This window comes from Rhodococcus opacus (genome assembly GCF_012396235.1).
Classification (GTDB): domain Bacteria; phylum Actinomycetota; class Actinomycetes; order Mycobacteriales; family Mycobacteriaceae; genus Rhodococcus_F; species Rhodococcus_F opacus.
Window position 1 is genome coordinate 36,201 of sequence record NZ_JAAXPA010000023.1, and the last position, 23,125, is coordinate 59,325.

Sequence of the window (23,125 nt, forward strand, 5' to 3'; positions counted from 1 at the left end):
ACTCCGGTGGAGCTACACCACTCGGTTCCCCGCGGCCTTCGATGCCTTGATCTGCTCGTCGATAATCTGCGCCAACTCGTCGGCCAGCGGATCCGCCGCCGTCAGCGGCGTCTTCACGTTGTCCTCCATCCGTTGCGCGATCAGTGATTCCGCGTACGTCCGAAAGGTCATCGCCTCGCTCGGCCACACCCTGCGGACCACCTGCCGCGCCAGGTCCGGCACCTCGACCATCCCCGTCCGCCATCGGTCGGGGTCGTGGGCCTGACGCTTTGCCGCGATCTCCGCCTCGATCCGCTGCTCGATCTTCAGCTCCCGGGCGATCTTCTCCTCGCTGATCTCGGGCACCTGCGAGTACAGCTCCTCGGTCAGCACTGCCTCCCGGCTGTCGTGCTCGGCCTGCGCGATCAGCTGATGGGTCGTCATCACGTCCGGATCCTGCCCCGGATGCTCGGCCTTCCAATTCCGCACCAGATACCCCTGGCCGCCCCCGACTCGCTGCACCACCAGCTCCGAGAGCCGCGCTGTCTCCTCGTCGAACTGCGCCGTCAACTGTGTCTCCGTCGCGCCCGGGTCCACGCCCAGATGCTCCCGCCAGATCCGCTCCACTTCCGCGCGAATCGTCGGATCGAACTCCGCCATCGTCGTTTCCTCCCTGGATGATGTGCTCGCTGCGTTCGCTCAACCGTCTGGCCCCTCTCATGCGCTGCCACGCGAAGCGTGACCTTCCCGTGCGCCCATTCGTTGGACACAAAGCACATGAAGCCTATGACGGATTTCGCGAAAGTACTTGCAGCACAAAGTTGTTAAAGTTCTACAACTTCGCCTGCGGCCTTCCCTCAGGCGGCGCCGGCGGCCGCCGACCGAGGCGCAGCCGGAGCCGTGATCTTTTGGTTGACCAGCATGTTGAGCGAGACACCCTGTTCCTCGGCTTCGATCGCCAAGGTCCGGTGCACCTGCGGGGACGTGCGCACCATGAACTTGCCGCTGTAGGGACGGTCCGCGATCGGGACCGGTGGTTGTTCGCCGGTCAGTGTCATGTCCTCGAGCACTTCACGGACGACGCTGATGACCCCGTCGAGGGCTTCGGCCTGCGTTTCCGCCAGCCAGGACAACGACGGGAATTCGGCGACGGCCCCGACGAACTCGCCGTCTTCTTCCGACCAGGTCACCCGGTAGGTGTAGTGCGATGCGTCAGCCATTGTCAGCCTCCTTCGTGAGCTTGTCGTATGCGATGACGACTTGGCCGACCTGGTAGGGCTTCGCCTTGCCGCCGCTGCCTTTTTGGATGTTCACTCGCGGGTCGCCCGCCCACGGCATCTTGAACACCGCGTGCGAGGTGCCGCGCTGCCGCGGTTCCCCGAATATGTCGCAGCAGAAGTTGAACAGCTCGGTATATGTCACGCTCTGCGGGCTCGCCCGCATCCTTGCGATCAGCTTCGCCTGCTTCGACATACCGGCATGGTATCACCCGCGATACCACTGCGGTACGTGTTGGCGAGCGTCGAAGCAGGGAGTCGGAGCCATTTGATGCCGACGATCGCACCGAAACTCTGCTGGTCAAGGTCATCAGCGAGCGGTGTCGCCGCTGTTACCCGCGGCGGATGATCGGATGTGGCGGCGAGCCGCTCGGATCGCGGTGCGCGGTTTAGGGGAGGCTCTGTCGGATCCCGACCCGGCAGCACCATGGGCATTCTTTTGCTCCTACCCCCGTCGCCTGGTCGGCCGTGATGCGCCAGGGTGTCCTTCGTTTGGGGCTTCGTGGGGCTCTGCCGGAGTAACGGGCATTGCAACGTCGGCGATACCTCAGGCAGGTCGGGAGGACCAGGAGACAGCCGTGATCGGCATCGTGTTTGACATCCCAGTGTTCGGCGACCCGATCTGGCCACCGGGCGTTTGGTACGTCAACTTCGCCAACTGGTGGAATCAGTTCTAGCCATGTCACCCCCAGGAATGTATGGCCCGATCGGTGACTTCTACGTGTGGTTCGCAACCGTGACCATGCCGGTCTGGTGGCCGATCGTCGAGTGGTGGCAGGCGATGAACTGATGATTGGATTTCTGCCCGACCTGCCCGTCGACATCTTCTCAGCCCCCTATCTACTTCCGGGCTCTGCGTGGATCGCCTTCGCGACCTGGTGGAATCAGTTCTAAGGAGGGCGCAATGATCGGCCTACTGCCTGACCTTGGCTACATGGTGTGGCCTCCGCTCGCAGATCTATGGAACATCTTCGTTGCTTGGTTCAATCAGCTCTGATCGTTCCGTCACGGCCGCATGGTGGCAGCCGCTCGTTCGACGTGTTCGCGCCATTTCACAGCTGCGCCTCGACGTCAGGCGCGGGTCGTAGTCCAGTCATCGGCCGAGCCGACATGTGCTTTGCCCGCATCAGAACAAGGCGCCCTGGTTCTCGCTCGCGGCTGCGTCGGTGCGCTGCTGGTAGGCGAAGGCGAAGGCGCGGGCCGCGGCCTCGGTGCAGCCGATCTCCCGGCCGACCTGCGTCCAGCTGAGCCCCGCTTCGTGGAGGTTCCACGCGTCACGTTCGTCGTCGGTGTGTATGCCGTTGGCGTGGATGGTCACTGGCCTTCTCCTCTGAGGTGATTGAGACGGTTTGTGGCGGCTCGCTGCTGGCGACCGAGGGCGATCATGTGCTCGAAGAGCTGATCTTCGGGCAGCTGCTCGGCGGCCTGAGCGAGGGACTGGGCGGCGGCGCGGAAGCTGCGCCGGTACGCCTGGCTGACAACGGTGCGGGCGTAGTGGTTGACGGCGATGTGATCGGCTCCACGGGTGGTGATGTTCGCCAGGTAGCGGGACCGTTCGGCGCCGTGGTGGCCGGCGAGGTTTCCGGTGCGTTCGAGTTCGGCGGCGACCATCGTGGTGTCGTGGGGTTTTCCGGCGCGCACGAGTCGGGCGATAACGGTGAACAGTTCGCGGTGGATGGGTCGTTCGAAATCTTCGACCTCGAGGGCGGCGACAGCCCGGGCCGCGGCCTCATAGGGCGCCCACAAGAGAGCACACAGGCAGAGGGCCTCGACATCGGTATGAGTGTTGGTGTCGATGTCGCCGACCTGAATCTGGTCGGTCTCGACGACGGTGTCATCCGGGACGAGCGCGAGGGCGGCGGCGTTCATTGAGCGGTCCTTTCGTGATGACATGTTCGGCGGCCCGGTGTCGGTGGGGACTCAGGCAGCTACGAGGGCTTTGATGCGGTCAGGCCGGAAGCCGCCCCAATGCTGGTCACCGGCAATGACGACCGGGGCCTGGCTGTAGCCGAGCGCCCGCAGAGCGTTCACGGCGTGAGGGTCGCCCTCCAGATCGATCACGGAGTACTCGATCCCCTCTTTGTCGAGGGCCCGGTGGGTGGCAGTGCATTGCACTGCCACGAGCTTTTGCTGTACACCTGAACCGACATTTTGAATCCTCCCCATTTGCGCTTTCTCTACCATTCTTATTGTAGTCGAAATTAGAGATATTTCTACATATAGCGGCCAGTTTTTCGAGCAATTTAGAGCCTTTCTTTCGTCCGCCTCCAGTTCGCCACCACACTTCGCGATCATGGCGATTAACTGCACTTTCGTCGAACCGACTCGCGGTTAGCGCACGACGGGCGATAGCGTTTCACTCCAGGAAGAAGCGACTTCCCGGAATACATTTCGCCTCGAAAGTGGGTGCATATAGCCGCTCGAAAGTACCGAATCCCAAGAATTATAAACAGTTAATTCCAACCTTTTTAGGAATGGCTCGGGAATAGAATTCGACCGCACTCGATCGTCGCGGAGCCACCCTGGGCCCGATGTTCGGAAATCCTCCTAGTTCCGTCCGGTGCGGGATTCTCGCCGCACCGGACGGGCGGTCTAGCTATCCGCGGGTGCACCCTCGGCACTCCCAACGGCCACGCACCTTCGTGCAGGTTCGGCGTTCCTCGCACAACCAGCACCGCTGAGACCGCGTGAGCGCGTCAGTGGCGCTGGAGGTCCGGCTCGTCCTGTTCTGCTCCGGGATGCCAGCGGAGTGCGCGGGATCGCGCTGCGGTGATACGCACGGTGCGGCGGGTCGGGCTCGCAGCATGTGGCCGAACGCGTCCTGACATCCGGTGCACACGTCACCGGGTTCGGCGACTGGGAAGTCGCAGGTGGGGACGGCGCACGAGATGAATAGGTCAAGCTGTGGAAGTTGGTTTCCGGGCTCGGTCATGGTGGTCGCTCTTCTCCTTCTGGGCGAGCGCACCGGGCAGATAGTTGCTGCCCGGTGCACTCGCAATTCGGCCGGATCGGCGGTCAGGATGAGCCTGCCGAGCGCCGCGCTATCGGCTGATCCTGCGTCAGACTTCGACCACCTGAGCACTGGCCGTGGCTGCGACGAGGTCGATCGTCACCTTCTCCAGCGCGCTCCGCGGCACATTCCAGTACCGGCCGTCTTCGCCGCCCGACTCGGCGATCTTCACCTTGGCGCCGTTGGCGAGGACCACGAACAGCGTCGTCGGATCGATATTGCGGGCTCGCTTCACCCGGACCGTGGAGCCGGTCGACAAGGGCACGACCGCGACGATCGGCTTCGCCAACAGTTCCGCGGGGGCGGGTAACAGCACCTCCGGCTGCGCCCGCACCAAGGGGCCGACACCGTCGAGTGGCTTGACGTCGTAGTTCACCTTCAACCGGCGAACCACCTCGAAAACACGCCCCTTCATGTCCTTGTTCGCGACCACGGGGTCGATGATGACGCGATCGCCAGCCTGGAAACTGTTCGTCGACATAGTTTTTCGTTCTCCTTCGGTGATGGGTGTGCGGTCTTGGTGGTTATGCGGGGATCCAGGTCACGCCCTGGTCTCCGATGAGAGCGACCTTCCCTGCCGGTGCACCGCCGGTGTACTGGTGTAATGCCGTACGGGCGCGGATGACTGCGCAGCCGAGTGCATCGGGAGAGTCGCCGAGTGCCTCGACGCTGGCCTCGCCCATTGCCAGGGCGACTGAGTCACCCTGTATCTCGTACAGGCCGACAACCCAGCTCGTAATGGGTTCACCGGTCGTCAGAGCGGGATCGCCGTTAGTGGTGGCAAGGAGGTAGATCGATCGGCCGTCGGGCGCGTAACCGGCGTCGCCGGTGAGGGCGTAGCAGTTGCCGCCGGTCGAAGTCACCTCGGGATCGGCGACGCCGACCGCCGCCAGTCGGATCAGTTCCCGTTGGTAGATCTCCTCGAGGGTTCCGTAGTGCCGGTAGTCGAGTACCTCTGACGTCTCCACGGCGGGAGCGACGGGTGCTGTCGGTGTGCCCATGTAGCGGGAACCTTTCGTCGGAATCGGACCACCTGCGGCGGCCCGATCATTTTTTGTGCCCTTCTGGCATGGGCGAGGGCGCCGGTATGAGGGGGCCGGAGTGCAACTGTCGAGCCGAAAAATCTCGGGGGAGCTTGCGGAGGAGAGAATTTTCGGAGCCGAAGGCCGCCCCGCGTCGGCGGTTGCGCGCAGGTCACCGCCGGCGAAACTCGGAAGGCCAGAAGGGAACAACAAGAACGCTCTTCACCAGGGCGGAGCGCAGCGGAGCATCCGCTTGGAGGACACCGAAGGTGGCCAGGCCGCCGGGCAGGCGGATCCCCAGCTGATAGACGACAGCGTTCGGCCGCGTCACCGGTTCATCCGGGACGGGGCCCGCGTTCGGCGGCTAGGCGGAGGGCGGTTCGCTGATGGCGTCGGCGGTGACGACCATGTCGAGCTCGAGGCTGTTCGTGCCCGCGGCGTCGGTGACGTACACGGTGATCGCCGCGCACCACTGTCCGTCGTGGATTTGGAACCAATGCGTTTGAAGCGCCGGCAGCAGACCCGACAGATAGACCGACGAACTCTTCACCCTCATGCTGACGTAATCGGCGCGCGCAGCGCCCCCACGCCCGAGCGGCAGCGCCTTGCCGATGTCCACCTGGACCGCCCGCGGCGGGTCAAATGTCCTGATGACCGGGTGCTCCGGCCATCGTTCGGTCCAGCTGTCGGTGTTCATCACAGTGCAGCTCGCAAGGGGGCGTGTCCGGTGGCCTGGACCTCGGGGACCGTGCGCCAGGCCACCGAACCGGAGTCGCTGCGGATCTCCATACGCTGCGTGCGCCGTTGGAATCCTTTGCCGGCGGCCGCGACGTCGAGTTGTATCCCGGTGACGCGGCCGTGCCCTTCGCCGAGACCGGAGTATCCAGCGACTCGGGACTCGATGCGCAGATCCACCCCGTCCCAGCGCCCCTCGGTCACCAGCAAGACGGCGCCCTTCGACCGTGCCCGCGCCACCACCGCCCTCGCCCTCGACGGGGTCACGGCCGCGCCCGAAAGCCCAAGTATTACGAGGTCAACGCCATCGAGAAGAATCGCGGCGACCTCGACCGCGGAGTCCTTCGGTGCGGGCACGATCGCGATTCGGGAGAGGTCAGCTCCCTGTTCGACCGCGTCCAGCAGGCTCAGATCCGGCATTCCGATCACGGCCGCGTGCGAACCGGCCGCAGTGACCGAGGCAAGGAGCCCGACCAGCACCGACGACGTTCCAGCGACGCTGGCCACAGTGCCGCGTGCAAGTCCTCTACGTGGGAGAAGTTCCGCGATCGGAGAGGGCACAGGAAGCGTCCGCAGCGTGGTCTGAGCGGTGGCCACAACCGGTGTCGGCTGATCGACGGACCGCAGCATCACCGCCGGCATGGCCGGTGTGGTGCCCTCGGACCTGGCGGGAATCGCCGCCATCTTCCGCCGTAGCTGGTCGAGCTTCTCCGCTTTGGCGAGCCCGTTCGAGGCGATAGGCAGTTCGCTCATACTCGCCGCCTTCACATCCCTAACCCGATCCGATCCACCCACCAGTGTAGTCGAACATACTTTCGAAGCGGGTGTAACCTTGTTGATGCCTCGGCTCGGAGGGAACCCGCCGAGGTGCGCCGATGACCTGCACTTTCGGCGTCTTAAGCACTGGAGGAATGACCACATACCGGTTAATAAATTGTTCAGGCATAGGAATGGCCTAGGACTGTGGATTTTTTTAGTCCTAGGCCATATCAGACTCAGTATTCAGTTGCTACATAAAGAAGGTCTGCCAGACATTCATGAACCAGTTGGCGGCAAAGCCGATCATTCCTGAATGATCCCACTGATCCCACACGTTGCCACTCATGATTGCTCCTTAGAACTGATTGAACCAGTCCACGAAGTTGTGCCACACTTCCATGCCCGGTGCCAACCACATTATGTAGGGCAGGTCAAACAAGTTGCCGATCATAATGGATTCCATAGTGCTGCGAATCCGTTCCACAGTGTGCTGAGCCATCCCCATACGGGAACCAATGTGGAGAGGTCTGGCAAGTTGCCGATCATGATCCACCGCCAAAGAACGGCCTAATCATCGTTCCTATCCAGGCGAACACGTTGTACGGGAAAATGTCCCAGGGTGAGTTAGGCATTGCAGACTCCTTAAAGTCGGACTTACCAGGGATAGCCGGTGAGAGGGTTGTAGCCGTTCCTGATCAGCCAGGCAAAGCCCCACGCGCCTGTGTACAGCGGGTACGCCCATGCTGGCAGCCAGTCCAACTGAGGTGGGTACAGGTCACCCATACGTGCTCCTTCGGCCTCCCGACCTGATACGTGTATCGAGCTAGGTTGACTGTCGTTACCTGAGCGCTGAACAACGTGGATTCGTCTCAGCCTGAGCTTTGGCCTGCTTGTACGTCAGATCAGGTATCGAATAGAACAGGTGGGTAGCCCGCCGCGGTGAAGTTTCTCGTCCCGGCGCAGTCCTGATCGTCGGAGGGACGATCTACTCTGGCAACCGCGACGAGCAACGGGTCGCCACTCACTGCCCAGACCGGTGATCTGATCACGGTCCTGATCTGCGGGGTTCCGCGGATTGGCAGGTGCGTGGCGGCCTGTTTCTCTTTGCGATCTGGGGTGAATCCGCCATCACTCGGCCTGCGCCTACAGGCCCACTCGATTGGGTAGCTGTACCGATCCGCCTCCGGCGGTCGATACACAGCGCAGGAGGGGTGCGCTTCCATTCAACTGAGCCCGTTTCCGACCAAGGAGTTCGTCATGTTAGACCTGGGGTTTTTCTACGCTTTCCCTGAGATCACCGCCGCCATCATGGCGCTAGGGAACGCAGTGCGGTGGTGGCAGTCGCTTCCATTCAACTAACCCCGGAGGTGATGACGGTGATTCCGATCCCCCCGTACGGGTTGGGTGGCAGCTGGATGGTGTGGACACCCTGGCTGGTGCCCATAGTGCTCTGGTGGAATTCCTGGCACTGACCCTGCACCTATCGCGCGCCGCCGGCGACGCGCTTTCCTGAGCCTTCTACCTGCGTAGCTCCCAGGTCACGGGCACAATCGGGGCTATGCGGCTGATTGCGCCCATGCTGGCCACGGCCGGCACGCTCCCGGACGACACGGCGGAACGGCCATGGAGTTTCGAGATGAAGTACGACGGGTGCCGGATGCTGGCCTCGGTCGGCGGCGGCCACGAACCGGTGCTGTGGACCCGCAACATGAACGTGGTGACACCCTCATATCCCGAGATCGCCGAGGCATTGACAGCAGCGTTCGGCGGCCGCGGCCGCATCGTTCTCGACGGCGAGGTCGTCGTACTCGATCACGGCAAACCCTCGTTCGGACTGCTCATGAGAAGAATGGGTGTAGCCCATGCGACAAAGCCGCTGCAACGCCGAATCCCTGTGACATTTCTACCCTTTGACGTACTTACGCTCGACAACCTGGACCTGATGAGCGCGTCGTACCTGGAGCGGCGGGCAGAACTGTCCGAGCTGGATGCGATCCTCCAGAAGGTCGGCGGCCTGCCCATCACCGCCCCTCCGCACTGGGAAAATCAGAGCAGCAAAATCATGCTGAATGCCGCCAAAAGTGCTGGCATGGAAGGGATCTTGGCCAAACGATCGGCGTCGATCTACCTTCCGGGCCAGCGTAGCCGATCGTGGGTCAAGCATGCAATCCGCACGCGCAGTTCGGTTTTGGTGATCGGCTTCGTCGGCTCGAGTCGTTCGGTCGCGGCGCTGGTCCTCGGAGCGTACGACGCCGAGAATCGTCTGGTCCAGGTGGGTTCCGTTTCTGCCGGACTGACGGTGTCGATGCGCCGACAGCTCCGGGAGGACTTCCGGCCGCTGGAACGCCCTAGCAGCCCTCTCACGGACCCGTCAGCGGCCGCGGAAACCTTCCCTGGGGTTCAGTGGCTGACTCCTCGGCTGGTTGTGGACGTCGCCTACAGGGCACACACGGCGGGTGGGCTCCGGCACCCCTCGCTGAAAGGCCGGCGCTTCGACGTCGATTTTCGCTCGGTTCGGGTGGAGGACCTGTAGGGAGGCCAGAGGAAAGCCGCCGACACCTTCCCCAGCGTCAGCGGCTCCTCATCCTGCCCGGGGAACGCTGCGCAGTGCAGGTCTTACCCCGTTCAGGGCGACGGGGACGCCATATCGCCTCTCGGCAAGTGGTCGCTCGCAGCGACTTTTCTGGTGTGGTACCCGGGGTATGCGCGCCACCGTCAGCCTCTTCAACAGCGGGCGGTGTGGTCGTATTCCAACCCTCTATGGGGCGCCGAGCACGGGGCCCACGTGGGATCACCCCGTGGTCAGTGGGCTTCCTCGACGGTGATCGGCTTCAACAGGTCGGCGCCGTTGTTGCGGACGTTGTTCACGGCCTTGGACACCGGGTAGGTCTGCAGGCTGCCCGGCGCCGGTGGTGCCATCAGGGAGCGGGCGTAGTCGACGTCGGTGTTGGTCGGGTCGAGCCAGTCCGCCCAGTTCTCCGGTGACACGCTCATCGGCATCCGGTCGTGAATGTGCCCGACGTCGTCGGTGGCCTCGGTCGTGATCACCGAGAAGGTGACCAGCCAGGCGTCCGGGTCCTCGTCGGGGACGTCGGGGTTGCGCCAGAAGTCGAAGATGCTGGCCAGAGGCAGAATGTCACCCTCGGCCGGGTGGATGAAATACGGTTGTTTCAGCGGTTTCCCGGACTTTCCGACCTCGTCGGTCGGGAACCACTCGTAGAACCCCGCCACCGGCACAATCCCGCGTCTCGACTTGAAACACTGCCTGTACGCGGGCTTCTCATGCACGGTCTCGGCGCGGGCATTGATCATGCGGGAGCCGATCTTCGGATCCTTCGCCCAGAACGGTGTCAAACCCCATTTGAGGTTGCGCAACTGTCGGTGGGGCTGCTCGTCGTCGGTGTCCTTCGGCACGCGGGCGATCACGACCGGGGAGGTCTTCGTGGGCGCCACGTTGTAGTCCGGCGCCATCTCCGGGTCGGCCCGCTCGGGGTCGATCTCGAAGGTCTCGAGCAGTGTGTTCCGGCTCGTCGTCGATGCGTAGCGACCGCACATACCGATAGCGTGCCACGGCGCACCGACGAGCCCCTGCCGGATGCCTGATAAGACCAGGTAAGCCGGCACACGGAGTCCGCCCACGACCCAAAGACGCCATGTTCGCCCCTCGCCTCCTGGTTTCCCTGGCTCGCGCCATCGTCGGCCACAGACTCGTCGTGGTGGGACTCCTGGAGCTGACACCCGTGTCGGGTGAGACCGTTCAGTGGGCGTCGTGAAACCACCGCTCGATCTCGGTGGGGATACGGCCGCGGGACGAGAGCTCGTAGCCCTGCTCGAGCGCCCAGGCGCGGATCTTCTTCGTTTCGGCCCGCGGCCGCTTCCCGCCAGTGGGGTTGCCCGGCCGGTCCGTGCGGTGCTTGCGGCCGCCGACCCGGGTGGAGTGCGCGATGTAGTACTCGAAGGTCTCCCGGAGTTCCTTCGCGTGCTCGTCCTTCAGGTCGATCACGTACTCGACGCCCTCGACGGCATAGTGGATGCTCTCGCCGTCCTCACCGAAGACGGTGCCGTCGATGTCGTCGACCAGCTCTACTACGACCTTGCGTGCCACAGATTTCACTCCTCGAGGTCTTCGGTACGAACCAGATGACAGTACTGACCTGCCGCCGGTGCCTGCGGCAGATGGAGGGCACCGGAAACACGCGGCGTCCGGACAGCCGATCGCATCAGCGACACTCCGTAGGACCGGCTGCGACACGCCCGAGCGTTGGCGGTCTTGTTAGGCTCAGCGATGCCCGCTGGCATCGCTGCTGGTCAGGGCCGCCGCCATCCTCACCTGCGTCCTGCGGAATCTGGTCTAACGTGCGCAGTCATGACGAACTTCCCCGCCTTGTACGGCGGCGCCCTGGAATCCGCCCCTGCTGATACGGAGTCAAGGCTGCCGACGATCGAAGGTGTCGTCGAGTTCCTCGGCTCGGGGCCGGCTTTCTGATGATGCTGGGCGGGATCGCCGCCCTGGTCGGGTCCATCTCGTCCACGGGTGTGGTCGGCCGGATGAACATGAGCAACGAAGGCCCGGTGCTCCTCGGCGGCTGGGAACGTTCGTCACCGGATTCATGGCCTGGCCGGCGTAGCGGCCCCCGGGCACGCGATCCCAGTGGCGACGGTGCCGGTGGTGCCCGAGAGTGTTGATACACCAAGAGTGAGCCTTGAGGGGGGCGTGTGCGTTTCAAAGAGAAGCACCCAGAACTGTTTCGCCAGCTACATCCGACCCGCAATACCGGGGTCGATCTCGACTCGACCACGAACTCGTCCCACGAGATGCTGTGGTGGCGCTGCCCTGCCGGGCACGAGTGGCGCGAAACCCCGCTGCAAAGGCGCTCGCCCGCTGCGTGGAAGAACGGGGACCTGCACGCCTGCCTGTACTGCGTCGCTCCCGGCGCCATCGTGCACAGTTGCGGCCACCGGCGGTTCCAGCCCAGCGAATCCACCTTCCGCGTGCTTCCCGACCCGTGCCGCAAGTGCGAGGTCACCGAGCACGCACGCCTGATCCTCTACGCTCACGACGACTCGGCGGCCGCCGCGGTCCGCATCCTCGACGACAGTCCCCACTACGCCCTGTTCTGCGCCACGGCGGCCGACACAGTCGAGTGGTGGGATCAGATCTTTCCCCTGGTGGAGGCGTACTTCGTGCGGATGGTCAGCGTGTACGTCGCCATCGCGGCCGTGGAGCATCGACCCGCGCCCAGCTACCCGACCGGGGGCCTGCTCGGTGCGTGCATGCTGCGCATCCTCGACGCGCTGCCGCCCAGCTGCCGGGAGGAGATGCACGCGGCCGTACCGGAAGATGCCGGCCATTTCCGTCACACGTATCTTCCCGGCGGGCATGACAGCGAGATCGGTTGGGCGCTGAAGAAGCTCGGCTTCGACATCCTCGACACGCCCCTGGACGGCGATATCGAGCGGCGCCTGCAGTTCTGCGAGCAACAACGCTTCACCGCGACCGGGGAGCTGCCCACGGTCAACCTCGCCGACCGGCACTATCCCCCGTTCACCCATCTTCCCCGGGACCGCGAGAGCGGGGCGTCGTCCGAGCTGCGGGGCTTCCGCCCGAAGCAGCACCCACCGCGCATCACCGCCGTCCGGGTCACGCTCGCCGAATCCCGCCCCGCCGAACCCGACGACCCCCTGGGCCGGACACACCTCGGGTACGCCCCCGGTCTCACGCCGCCGGAGTTGTGGGAGCGCGGACGCGGGGTGTGGAAGCTGCGTGCCGATCACGTCGCTGCCTCGACGATCATCCTCATCGTCTTCGACAAGACCATCGTGTTGGTCGGATCGATCACCGGAATGACCCTGCACCGCGGCGGTCTGGCCATTCTCGGTGAACCCGTTCCCGATCACCCTCTCATCGGTAGGCCCGACCCGCTGCATACACCGAATCCCCTTGCGCATGGCGTCATCGAAGGTGAGGTCGAACGTGGTGGGAGGGAGTCGGAGCATCGCATCCGTTTGCCACCGTGGCGATCCGCTCCCATCCCACTTCCTCGCACGGCGTCATAATGCCGATGTCGTCAGGTCGGCGGACGGATAGGACCGATCGGAACAACGGCCGGTGGGGGTTGATCCGCATACCGAGGACGTAGTCGCGCGATAGGCAAACCTGTCCCCACAACGACTCGTTTCGGTAGCGGCTGGGACTTCCGAGCAGAACAGTGATCGCGTCCAGGCACTGCTGTCATCACGTCAACGCGCTCGAATCGTCATCTCAGGTGCTTATGAGCGGGTACCACTGGTCGTCCCAGAGAATCGCAGCGGCGTCGTTGAGGTACCGGGTCACATCGGCAAGCGCATCGACAACGTCGGGCTTGTCCTGCTCGCCAGCCGCTTCCGTCACCGCAAGCACTCGCCGGGACAGCGCGTTCAGCTGCTCGCGCAGTTCCTCTACCTGCTGATCGAGGGTCATGCAGACATCTTGCCCGACTCACTGCGAGCGTTGCCGACCTAGCCGCCGGGGCTGGGCTACCCGATACTCGGCGCGTTTGCTACCACCTGGGCCTGCCGGGACGGGATGTGGACGCGAGGAGGACACCCTTGGAGCGCCGTGCGAGCGAGAGTCGTTCGTTCGGCTGCCGACGTGTGATCGGTGGGCTTACCGTGAGCGTTGTCCGCGACCACCGAAGACCATCCCGAGGAGGGGCGATGACGGCGAAGTTTGAGCTGTTCAAGGACACCGCCGGACAGTTCCGGTTTCATCTCAAGGCCGCCAACGGTGAGATCATCGCGGCCAGTCAGGGCTACACCTCGAAGGCGGCGGCGCAGAATGGAATTGCATCCATCAAAGCCAATGCGGCAACAGCCGCCACCGAGGACCTGACCTAACACAGAGGACTCGCACCTTCCGCCCGAGGACGGTGAGCGTATGACCACCCATGACTCCATCCGGCGCTGGGTTGCCGAACAATTGCACCTCGACCCCGACACGGCCGGGCCGACCGAACTCGGCCGCCTCGACGAGGTCACCGCGGCGGCAGAAGCCGGATACGTCCGCGCACTGCTCCACCTCCGCGAATACCGCCCGCTGCTCGGATGAGCCAGTCGCCCTCACTGTCCGGGTTGCGGGATCTCGACGTTGTCGGGAAAAGAATCACGATCAGCACACACACGAAGGCCGCCACCCCGAACGCGAGCGCGAAGGCGGCGGCCGCGCTGGTGCGCGCCGGCTTGGTCACCACCCGCTGCTCCTCGACCGCCACCGGACGCCCGTCGGCCCCGGGCTCCACACCCCGCGGATCATCATTGGCACCGCGGCCGTTCAGTGGTCTACTCATCGCTACCTCCCATCTCCGTCCTCGAGCTGTCCCGCTGCGGTCACCGCATCCGGGGGCAGGCAACAACCTGCTCGGTGCCCCACGCGACGCTTGCCCGGATCGCACCCGTTCCAACCCGATCACCGGACCGCGCTGTCACACCCCGCAGGACAGCTGAAGTGCAGACCAGCACCGGCAGCGACGATGCGCCCCGGCCAGCATCCCGCGCCTCCACGCAAGGACCGTCGCAAATCAGCGCTGACAACCTGCACACCCGGCACACCGCGACCGAACCCACGACACGATCCCGCAGCCGGTGAGCCTAACCAGCGGGTACCGCCGACACCAGCGGAGCCTAGGAGTGAAGCGATTTCTCGCGGGTATCCCTCAGGAACACTGCGCGCGGGGTCGACGGCCTCGCACACAGTGCAGGCTCTCGCGCCGGCTGCCCCTCCCGACCCGAGAGCCGCTCGTCATCCGCGAGCCCTCGGTGACCGACCCTCACCCCGGGTTCCGCGGGTGGCCTCGGAAACAGGAAGACCCGAGGGTGCCACCCCCCTCCCGTCCGCTCGGCAACGACTGGCTACGTGCCGCGGAGTCATTGATGTCGCCCGTCGCGCTACGACACCGGAAAAGGGGAAGCAGTCGAAGCTATCTTCCCTGCCGAATAAAGCCCTCTCCCTACCCTCAATCACGCCGGAATTCACTTCTTCTGATCAGATACCATTTTCTTCTCTTGATCAGTCGTCCAATTGAAATGAAATGGACTTTCGTTCAAATGGAGATCGAGTTCAATTCCAGCATTTATGAAACGTAAGGCGCTCCTCCGTGCGATACGTAGGTAAGCGGGATCGGTGATCTCGTGAATGAGCCGAACGGGTTCGTAAGCTTCGACGGTGGGCTCGACGTGACGGTGACCGCCTGTTCACCACCCTCCCGTTCGCTACAGGAGTCGGGACTCTCAAGGATGAGGTGAGCACGATGAAGAGGAAAATCGCAGTGCGCACGGCCCTCGCGTCGGCCGTCATTGCTCCCGCGCTCGCGCTCGGGACGGGTACCGCAACTGCGGTGCCGGCACTGAGCGTCGGAGCAACCGGTTCAGGTGAAGTCACTGTCACCGTGCCGGCCGGGGAAAGCTGGACCTGCTTCGGATTCGACTCGGGGTTCAATTTCAAGACCGGCGCCTTCGCCGCAGGTGTAGGCAAGCTGAGCGGCTTCACGAAAGCGTCCAACGTGACCGTCTTCTGCTTCGGTAACCAAGCACCGTTCTTCTTCAACGGGAGCGTGACCGTGAAATGACCCGACCACCGCAACCAGACTCGCCACCGTAGGGAAAGCGTTTCACCTCAGCATCGACACCGGAAAACACCGCCCTCGGCTGGCCCTCAGCCATTCGGGTTTGCCCCCGGCCCGGATTTCCGTGTGCCGGGCTCGACGATGAGGTCAGCGGTATCGGCGAAAACCAGGCGGCCATCGTCGAGGGCGACAGCCCACCGGCGCACCGGCGCCCAGTCGTGCCCGCGTTCTTCCGTATCGGTCAGTTCGGCGTAGTCCGCGACGACTTCACCGGTCACCGCCGGTTCCGCCCGCCGGCGAACCCGGACCCGGGCACCCACGGCCACCGCGGGGAGCACCGACTTCTCCGCGCGCTTCCCCTCAGCCATTTCGTCCTCACCTTCCACTCGACGGCAGATCCGGAGCATAAGCATGACGGATGTCGCAGCCACTGGTACCGAAGCAGGCATCCAAGAGTTCTACGGCGGCCGACGAGCCAACGACGCCCGCCGAGGCGTCACCCGCGTTCTGCGGGTACTCCGCACCTAGATCTCGACGGCACCGCGGCAGCTCGGCCAGCACCGTCAGGTGCCCGGCACCGTCCTTCACCTCAGGCGGGGCGTGCCCACGCTGCGCTGGTCAGACACGTCCGGGTAGCTGCCGCGCGGCCCTGTGTCAGCGGCGGCGTACAGCGTGATGTTCAGAAGACTCGAGTACCCGTTGCGGTACGGGGGCCGCGGCTTCAACCGAACCGCAAACGCGGCATCACGAGGTTAAACATGATCAACGATCAGGCCGGGCTGGCGGAAAGCGGCTCTCGAAAGCCCCACCGAGACTCGCTGCACACCGTGGACGTGGCGCTGGCCCAGCACGGCGGCAAGGTTCCCGATCGTGTCGGGCTGCTGCACAGGGATGATGTGCTGGAGTTGTCAGCCCCGCATCCGCGACGTCCTCACCCTTCTCGACTGCCGATATTCTTATGCCGACTCCACGCCGTGGCGGCGGCTTTCAGACACGACTAGGTGCCCGGAGTTGTCGGGTCGCCGTGACATAGTGACCGAAACAAGGGAGGTCACCATGGCACGGGCAGATTCATTGCGGCGAGAGATCGCGAATCTAGAAAGCAAAGGCTCCGGTCTCGTAATGGATTTAGCCGCTCATCAGGAGACGGCTCGCAAGGCAACGGCGGCCGCCCACAAGAAGATCACTGAAGCCGAGCGCACAAAATCTGATTCGACACGACGAACGGCTCTGTCAGCTGCCAATCGCGAGCAGAAGAAAGCGAATGACGCAACAAAGAAGGCTGGCGAGGTTAAGAAAAAGATCGCCGCCAACGGTAAGAGTCTCGCAACCAAACGTGCCTCCCTCCAATCTGCTGAGAACACGGCACAACGCCAGCAAGATCGTGATACCGACCGGCGCAGAAAAGACGAGAAGGACCACGCGCGCGAGGTGAGCCGCCTCGCAAGCTCGCAGACAACGACTATCCGCTATGTCGCATTGACTCCACCCAAACCGGAGCCGCTCCGAGTTCTGTACCTGACAGCCAATCCGGAATCGGTCGAGATAACGATCGCGCATCCCGACGGCACAGTGGAGGTCAACGGCGTCTGGCTTCGCGTAGACACCGAGGTCCGACAGGTCAAGGACATGCTCAAGCGGTCGAAGTTCCGCGATCTGGTAACTGTGGAACACCTCCCTGCTGCCACCAGCATGGATCTACTCGAAGGCCTCAACGACCATCGTCCGCACGTTGTGCACTTTTCCGGCCATGCCTCGACACTCGGACTGTTGATGGAGAACGACAAAGGAACCGAGGGTGGCGACGAACTAGGTTTCACCCTGCTGGCACGGATACTTGGAGCGACCGACGAACCACCAAAACTTCTCGTTCTCAACGCCTGTGAAAGCCTTGCTGGCGCTGACGATCTGTTGCGCACGGTGCCGACCGTTATCGCAATGTCCAGCTCGATCAACGATACGAGCGCAATCACCTTCGCCGCCCGATTCTATTCCGGGATAGCTTCGGCCCAATCGGTAGCTACCGCGGTCGAGCAAGCAAAGGTCGCAATGCTCGCTGCCTCGCTGGATGATTCCGACTTGCCACAGATCCGCACACGCGACGATGTAAACCCGGCGCACCTGGTGCTCGTGGAACCACCCACGGACAACTAAAGGTCAGCCCCCTGGGAGCAGTACACCGGCTACGCCCTTCTAATTCGCACACTGCGGATCGCAGGAATCTAACGAGATAGACAGAGACCGAATGTAATTCATATGAATGACAAGCTGCGCGCCTTCCGCTTGCCGTGCGAGAGGAATCGGTACAGTCAGGGCGCTTGATCATGGGAATGCGGTGGCTGGGGACACAGGCACCGCGGACTACGAGTCGGGCAAGGCGCCGCGGGGTTCGTGGGACTCAGCGGACTGTCCCGTTCGGCGATGTACACCACTCTGGCGCGGGGCGCACAGTATAGAAGTTTGATCCGTCGATTTGCTTGAGGACCGGGTTCGTCCCTGTCACGTTATTTGTTCTCGCCCCGATATGGTCAGCGAGGGACAATCGGAAGGGACGAAATGGACGTCTTCGGTATCCATGAGCAGTTGATCGCGGACTACCGATCCTTCACCACTGCCGCTGTTGATGTCCGCGATCCCCGTATCAAGCAACACGTCGAGGACGATCTCGCACGCGGCGAGCAGTGGCCGGAGCCGTGGTTGTCGCTGAACCCGACCTTCGCGTCCGGTGGCACCGTCGGTGACCTGGTCTCCGAAGGGCTTTTGCATGCGGAATGCGAACGCATCTTCAGGGTCAAGCGTTCGATCGAGGACACCGGTTCGATGGGCATCACGCTGCACCGTCACCAGCGCGACGCGGTGGAGGTGGCCGCGTCGGGTAACAGTTACGTGCTGACCACGGGCACCGGGTCCGGAAAATCCCTTGCCTACATCGTGCCGATCGTCGACCGCATTCTCCGGTCGGGCTCGACCCGTTCGGACCGCCCGAAAGGTGTCAAGGCGATCATCGTGTACCCGATGAACGCCCTGGCCAACAGTCAGGTCGGTGAGCTGGAGAAGTTCCTGCGGCACGGCTACGGCCCGGGCAACGAACCGGTGACCTTTGCCCGGTACACCGGTCAGGAACGGGGCGAGGAACGCGACCGCATCCTGGCGGATCCGCCGGACATCCTGCTCACCAACTACGTGATGCTCGAACTGGTGCTCACCCGGCCCGACGAGCGCAGGCGACTGGTCAACGCCGCCCGGGACCTTCAGTTTTTGGTTCTCGACGAGCTGCACACCTACCGGGGCCGTCAGGGCGCCGATGTCGCGATGTTGGTACGCCGGGTGCGTGATGCCTGCCAGTCGCCGAACCTTCAGTGCGTCGGGACGTCGGCCACCATGGCCAGTGGGGGCAGCCGTGCGGATCAGGTGAGGGTGATCGCCGCGGTCGCAACCGAGCTCTTCGGGGCCGAAGTGACCCCGGATCGAGTCATCGGGGAGACGTTGGACCGCGCAACGACCGGGGTATTCGACGACCTCGAGAAGCTTCGGGGCGAGGTCCGCGGCGGCGGCGCCCGCGGCGGCTACGAGTCGCTGACCAATTCGCCTCTCGCGGCGTGGGTGGAGACCACGTTCGGTCTCGCGACGGAACCTGTGACGGGCCGGCTCATCCGCCAAGATCCGATTCGGGTGGGTGAGGCCGCCGCCCGCCTGGCGGAACACACCGCGTTGACGGTGGACGAGTGTGAGCGGGCGATCCGGGCCACGCTGCTCGCGGGATCGCGGGTCTCGCCTCCGGGAGCCAGCCGACCGTTATTCGCCTTCCGGCTGCATCAGTTCCTGTCGAAGGGCGATACCGTCCACGTCTCGATCGAGAACGAACGCGACCGGCACATCACGTCCACCTATCAGGTCGCCGTTCCCGGCCGCCCCGAACACCTTCTGATGCCGCTGGCCTTTTGCCGCGAATGCGGCCAGGAATATCTCGTCGTCTCCCGCCGCGAGCACACCGGCGGTGTCACATTCGGTGCCCGCCGCGACCGCGACGCCAGCGGTGGAGACTTCGCCAACGGCTACCTCTACATCTCGGAGGAGCATCCCTGGCCCTTCGAGCCCGAAAAAGAGGGGCGCCTGCCCGACTCCTGGGTGGAGGGCGGCGACATCGTCGACAACCGCCGCAAGTACCTGCCGCGGCGGATCCGGGTGGACGCCACCGGCATGGAGGCCAATTCCGGGGGAACGGAGGCGGCGTTCGTTCCCGCTCCCTTCACGTTCTGCCTCCGCTGCCGCACCTCGTACGAGCAGATCCGCGGCCAGGATTTCGCCAAACTCGCCACCCTGGACGCCGAGGGGCGAAGCTCGGCGGTCTCGGTCATCAGCGCCAGCATCGTCCGCGCCCTCAAACAGGTCCCGGAGGAGGAACTCTCCCGCACTGCTCGCAAACTTCTCACGTTCGTCGACAACCGCCAAGACGCCAGCCTGCAGGCCGGGCATTTCAACGACTTCGTCTCGATCACCCAACTGCGTGGTGCACTCTTCCAGGCGTTGTGTGCACACCGTGACGGTGTGACGCACGCGGATATCGGGCAACTGGTCGTAGCCACGCTCGGTCTCGAGTTTGCCGATTATGCCGCCAATCCCGAGGCGGTGTACGGGGCCCGCAAGGCGGCCGAACGGGCGTTTCAGGATCTGATCGAATACCGCATCTATACCGACTTGCAGCGCGGCTGGCGGGTCACCATGCCCAATCTCGAACAGACGGGTCTGCTGCGCATCGACTACGAGTCGATCGCCGAGATCGCCGCCGACGACGGGTTGTGGTCCACCGCGTACGAGCCACTGCGGATCATCTCCGCGGGCCACCGTGAGGAGATCTGCCGGATCGTCCTCGACGAGTTCCGCCGCGGCCTGGCTATAGATGTCGACTGCCTCACCGAGGACGGGTTCGAACGGTTGCGCCGCCAGTCCAGTCAGCATTTGCAGGGGCTGTGGTCGCTGCCCTACCGCGAAACACTTCCCGCGGTCGGCACCGCGTTCACCTCGCCGGGCAAGGCCCACAGTCCGCGTTCGGATATTCGGTTGACAGCGCGGTCGGCGTTGGGCCGTTATCTGCGCCAGCCAGGGCAGTTGCGACAGGTCGACGGCAAGCTCGATGCCGCCGACAGTCAACGCGTCATCGAGGACATCCTGCGCATCCTCGAGAAGGCCGGCCTGCTGACCGAGGTGGTCGGCGCAGATCGGGGCGGACCGGGCTACCGGCTCAAGGCCTCGGCGGTGATCTGGCAGGCCGGCGACGGTCAGACCGGCGCCCGTGACCCGCTGCGTAAACAGGTGGACGCCGAGCAGGGCGCCCGGGTCAACGTGTTCTTCCGGGATCTGTATTCGACCATCGCACCGCAACTACGTGCGCTGCACGCCGCCGAGCACACCGCCCAGGTCTCCACGCGGGACCGTGAGCTGCGCGAACACGACTTCCGTGCGGGTGATCTGCCGCTGATGTACTGCTCACCCACCATGGAACTCGGTGTCGACATCGCCGATCTGAATGCGGTCGCCCTGCGCAACACGCCCCCGACCCCGGCTAACTACGCCCAGCGCAGCGGCCGCGCCGGACGGTCGGGGCAACCGGCGTTGGTGGTCACTTACTGCGCCACCGGCAACGCCCACGACCAGTACTATTTCCGCCGCTCGGCGGACATGGTCGCCGGTGCTGTCGCCGCACCCAGACTCGACCTGACCAACGAGGCCCTGTTGGTCTCGCACCTGCACGCGATCTGGCTCGCCGAGACCAGTCGCAGCCTCGAATCCCGGATGATCCAGCTCCTCGATGTCGGCGAGGACCTGGCGATGCCGCTCCGCGAGGATGTGCGGCGGGCACTGGCCGATCCGGATGCGCTTCGGAGAGCGACGCGCCGTGCAGAGGCGGTGGTGGCACCGTTGCTGGATCTGCTGAGCGGCACGTCGTGGTGGACACCGACCTGGGTGGCGGACGTGATCCGAAGCGCCCCAGAAGCTTTTGACCGTGCATGTGACCGGTGGCGTGAACTGTACCGGGCGGCCACAGCAGATCAGAAGGAGCAGAACCGCATCGTGCTCGACAACAGTGTCTCGCACGGTGCCCGCCGAGCGGCCGAGTCACGGCGCCGCGAGTCCGAGAGCCAGCTCCGGATCCTGCGCAACGAGGATTCCGATCGCGGCCACTCGGACTTCTACACCTACCGCTACTTCGCGTCGGAAGGCTTCCTGCCCGGCTACAGCTTCCCCCGGCTGCCGCTGGCCGCCTACATCCCCGGCACGCGCAGCAGCGGACCGGCCGGGGACGGCGGGGACTATCTGCAGCGGCCGCGATTCCTGGCGATCAGCGAATTCGGCCCGGGTGCGCTGATCTACCACGAGGGCGCACGCTATGAGGTCAACCGTGTACAGGTACCGATGGCCGCCGAGGGGGTCGGGTCGGTGGACCTGCAGGAGGCCCGCCGCTGCGCGGCCTGCGGCTACCACCATGTCCGGCGTCCCGGCCTGGACACCTGTGAGCATTGCGGCACCGATCTGGGGGCACCCCAGTACGGGTTAATGCGCCTGCAAACGGTGTTCACCCGCCGCCGCGAACGGATCTCGAGTGACGAGGAAGAACGCCGCCGCGCCGGATTCGAGCTCGAGACCTCGTTCCGATTCAGCGACCACGGGCTGCGCTCGGGTCGCCTCGACGCCGAGGTCAGTGCCCGTAACGCGCCACTGGCAACCTTGTCCTACGGCGACACCGCGACGGTCCGCGTCACCAACGTCGGTCGTCGCCGGCGCAAGGATCCCAGCCAGCTCGGTTACCTCCTCGACACCGTGACCGGTCGGTGGCTGGCCGACCACAAGGCCGACGACGCCGCCCCCCAGGACGAGAACCTCGACGATGCGTCCCAGGTGTCGACCAAACAGAAGGTGATCCCGTTCGTCGAGGACACCCGCAACATCGCCGTGCTCCGCCTTGCCGACCCCGTCGACGAGGAAATCGCGGTCAGCCTGCGTTACGCGCTCGAGCGCGGCATCGAAGCGGCGTTCGAGCTCGAAGATTCCGAACTGTCGAGCGAGGAATTACCCGACACCGCGGGCCACGGCCGGATGCTGTTCACCGAATCGGCGGAGGGCGGCGCCGGGGTGCTGCGCCGGCTGCAGTCCGAGGCCGACGCCCTGGCCGTCGCCGCCCGCACGGCCCTCGCGATCGCCCACTTCGACCCCGACACCGGTGCGGACCTCGGACACGCCGCCGGCGCCCGCGAACGCTGCGAACGCGCCTGCTACGACTGCTTACTCTCGTACGGCAACCAGTACCAGCACGAGCGCATCAACCGGCACGCCGTCCGCGATCTGCTGATGCGGTTCGCCGCCGCCACCACCATCTCCGCCGGATCGGGGGTCAGTCGCGGCGACCAGGTCGATGATCTGCGCCGCCAATGCACCTCGACGCTCGAGCACGCGTTCATCGACCTGCTCGCCGAACACGGATTCCGCATGCCCGATGCCGCCCAGACGCTGATCGCCGACGCGAGCGTGCGACCGGACTTCGTGTACCGCGACGCCGACTACTCCACGGCGATCTTCGTCGACGGCCCGGTCCACGACGACGACTCCGCCCGCGAACGCGACACCGCGGCCGAAGACCGCCTCCTCGACGCGGGCTGGTCGGTATTGCGGTTCCGGCACGATCAGGACTGGCTTGCACTGCTGCGCCGCAACACCGACGTGTTCGGTAAAGGAAGGATGTAAAGA

The 23,125-nt window shown here is 64.4% G+C and carries 22 protein-coding genes and 1 pseudogene; 9 read left to right on the top strand and 14 right to left on the bottom strand.

Features of this window, described 5'->3' with window-relative positions; translation table 11 throughout:
• Nucleotides 1-12 precede the first annotated feature (12 nt).
• The 10 genes and pseudogenes from HGB39_RS26220 to imuA' all read right to left on the bottom strand — a co-directional run bounded on the left by HGB39_RS26220 (nt 13) and on the right by imuA' (nt 6,776).
• Entirely contained in the window at nt 13-639 is a 627-nt protein-coding gene (locus HGB39_RS26220; protein ID WP_064079951.1) for a hypothetical protein, read from the bottom strand.
• Between the two features lie 197 nt (nt 640-836).
• Nucleotides 837-1,199, bottom strand: coding sequence for a type II toxin-antitoxin system HicB family antitoxin (locus HGB39_RS26225; protein ID WP_064079950.1), 363 nt, complete (start codon nt 1,197-1,199; stop codon nt 837-839).
• A complete protein-coding gene (locus tag HGB39_RS26230) occupies nt 1,192-1,452 on the bottom strand; it encodes a hypothetical protein (protein WP_064079949.1) in 261 nt (86 codons plus the stop codon). Before HGB39_RS26230 ends, HGB39_RS26225 begins: the two co-directional genes overlap by 8 nt.
• A 930-nt stretch (nt 1,453-2,382) precedes the next feature.
• Nucleotides 2,383-2,574 (bottom strand): hypothetical protein, encoded by a 192-nt coding sequence (locus HGB39_RS26235; RefSeq protein WP_064079948.1) that lies wholly within the window; start codon nt 2,572-2,574, stop codon nt 2,383-2,385.
• Nucleotides 2,571-3,125, bottom strand: a complete 555-nt coding sequence (locus HGB39_RS26240) for a DnaB-like helicase N-terminal domain-containing protein (RefSeq protein WP_064079947.1) — start codon at nt 3,123-3,125, stop codon at nt 2,571-2,573. Before HGB39_RS26240 ends, HGB39_RS26235 begins: the two co-directional genes overlap by 4 nt.
• A 51-nt stretch (nt 3,126-3,176) precedes the next feature.
• Nucleotides 3,177-3,406: pseudogene (nrdH, locus tag HGB39_RS26245) on the bottom strand (glutaredoxin-like protein NrdH).
• Nucleotides 3,407-4,315: 909 nt separating this feature from the next.
• A complete protein-coding gene (locus tag HGB39_RS26250; RefSeq protein ID WP_064079946.1) occupies nt 4,316-4,747 on the bottom strand; it encodes a hypothetical protein in 432 nt (143 codons plus the stop codon).
• A 43-nt stretch (nt 4,748-4,790) separates the two neighbouring features.
• Complete coding sequence (locus tag HGB39_RS26255; protein ID WP_064079945.1) at nt 4,791-5,267, bottom strand: hypothetical protein; 477 nt, start codon at nt 5,265-5,267, stop codon at nt 4,791-4,793.
• Nucleotides 5,268-5,652: 385 nt separating this feature from the next.
• Nucleotides 5,653-5,985 (bottom strand): hypothetical protein, encoded by a 333-nt coding sequence (locus HGB39_RS26260; protein WP_210752987.1) that lies wholly within the window; start codon nt 5,983-5,985, stop codon nt 5,653-5,655.
• A complete protein-coding gene (gene imuA' / locus HGB39_RS26265) occupies nt 5,985-6,776 on the bottom strand; it encodes a DnaE2-dependent mutagenesis accessory factor ImuA' (protein ID WP_064079943.1) in 792 nt (263 codons plus the stop codon). The genes HGB39_RS26260 and imuA' overlap by 1 nt, the downstream gene beginning before the upstream one ends.
• Before the next feature lie 1,564 nt (nt 6,777-8,340).
• On the opposite strand from imuA', the gene HGB39_RS26270 reads away from it, so the two are divergent.
• Nucleotides 8,341-9,315, top strand: coding sequence for an ATP-dependent DNA ligase (locus HGB39_RS26270; RefSeq protein ID WP_064079942.1), 975 nt, complete (start codon nt 8,341-8,343; stop codon nt 9,313-9,315).
• Between the two features lie 269 nt (nt 9,316-9,584).
• Here HGB39_RS26270 and HGB39_RS26275 read toward each other — a convergent pair whose 3' ends face one another.
• Both HGB39_RS26275 and HGB39_RS26280 read right to left on the bottom strand, forming a co-directional pair.
• Nucleotides 9,585-10,337, bottom strand: a complete 753-nt coding sequence (locus tag HGB39_RS26275; RefSeq protein ID WP_064079941.1) for an SOS response-associated peptidase — start codon at nt 10,335-10,337, stop codon at nt 9,585-9,587.
• 202 nt (nt 10,338-10,539) lie between these two features.
• Entirely contained in the window at nt 10,540-10,887 is a 348-nt protein-coding gene (locus tag HGB39_RS26280; protein ID WP_064079940.1) for a histone-like nucleoid-structuring protein Lsr2, read from the bottom strand.
• Between the two features lie 611 nt (nt 10,888-11,498).
• Between HGB39_RS26280 and HGB39_RS26285 the strand changes: the two genes are divergently transcribed.
• Nucleotides 11,499-12,839, top strand: coding sequence for a zinc-ribbon domain-containing protein (locus tag HGB39_RS26285; RefSeq protein WP_211281110.1), 1,341 nt, complete (start codon nt 11,499-11,501; stop codon nt 12,837-12,839).
• Nucleotides 12,840-13,044: 205 nt separating this feature from the next.
• Here the strand turns inward: HGB39_RS26285 and HGB39_RS26290 are convergent, their stop codons facing one another.
• Nucleotides 13,045-13,242 (bottom strand): hypothetical protein, encoded by a 198-nt coding sequence (locus HGB39_RS26290; RefSeq protein WP_064079938.1) that lies wholly within the window; start codon nt 13,240-13,242, stop codon nt 13,045-13,047.
• A gap of 236 nt (nt 13,243-13,478) precedes the next feature.
• Between HGB39_RS26290 and HGB39_RS26295 the strand changes: the two genes are divergently transcribed.
• The 4 genes from HGB39_RS26295 (at nt 13,479) to HGB39_RS26310 (ending at nt 15,385) form a co-directional block, all read left to right on the top strand.
• The gene (locus HGB39_RS26295) at nt 13,479-13,658 is read left to right on the top strand and encodes a YegP family protein (RefSeq protein ID WP_064079937.1); all 180 of its coding nucleotides are present in this window, start codon (nt 13,479-13,481) and stop codon (nt 13,656-13,658) included.
• 40 nt (nt 13,659-13,698) lie between these two features.
• Nucleotides 13,699-13,869: a hypothetical protein gene (locus HGB39_RS26300; protein ID WP_168442960.1), complete on the top strand. Its 171-nt coding sequence runs from the start codon at nt 13,699-13,701 to the stop codon at nt 13,867-13,869.
• Nucleotides 13,866-14,264, top strand: a complete 399-nt coding sequence (locus HGB39_RS26305; protein ID WP_155755966.1) for a hypothetical protein — start codon at nt 13,866-13,868, stop codon at nt 14,262-14,264. Before HGB39_RS26300 ends, HGB39_RS26305 begins: the two co-directional genes overlap by 4 nt.
• Before the next feature lie 803 nt (nt 14,265-15,067).
• Nucleotides 15,068-15,385: a hypothetical protein gene (locus HGB39_RS26310; protein WP_064079936.1), complete on the top strand. Its 318-nt coding sequence runs from the start codon at nt 15,068-15,070 to the stop codon at nt 15,383-15,385.
• Between the two features lie 86 nt (nt 15,386-15,471).
• On the opposite strand, the gene HGB39_RS26315 is transcribed toward HGB39_RS26310, so the two are convergent.
• Entirely contained in the window at nt 15,472-15,750 is a 279-nt protein-coding gene (locus HGB39_RS26315) for a hypothetical protein (protein WP_064079935.1), read from the bottom strand.
• A gap of 390 nt (nt 15,751-16,140) precedes the next feature.
• On the opposite strand from HGB39_RS26315, the gene HGB39_RS26320 reads away from it, so the two are divergent.
• From HGB39_RS26320 to HGB39_RS26330, 3 genes are all read left to right on the top strand, one after another.
• Nucleotides 16,141-16,383, top strand: a complete 243-nt coding sequence (locus HGB39_RS26320) for a hypothetical protein (RefSeq protein ID WP_162276223.1) — start codon at nt 16,141-16,143, stop codon at nt 16,381-16,383.
• Nucleotides 16,384-16,438: 55 nt separating this feature from the next.
• Nucleotides 16,439-17,536 (top strand): CHAT domain-containing protein, encoded by a 1,098-nt coding sequence (locus HGB39_RS26325; protein WP_064079934.1) that lies wholly within the window; start codon nt 16,439-16,441, stop codon nt 17,534-17,536.
• A 402-nt stretch (nt 17,537-17,938) separates the two neighbouring features.
• Nucleotides 17,939-23,122, top strand: a complete 5,184-nt coding sequence (locus HGB39_RS26330) for a DEAD/DEAH box helicase (protein WP_064079933.1) — start codon at nt 17,939-17,941, stop codon at nt 23,120-23,122.
• Nucleotides 23,123-23,125: the final 3 nt, after the last annotated feature.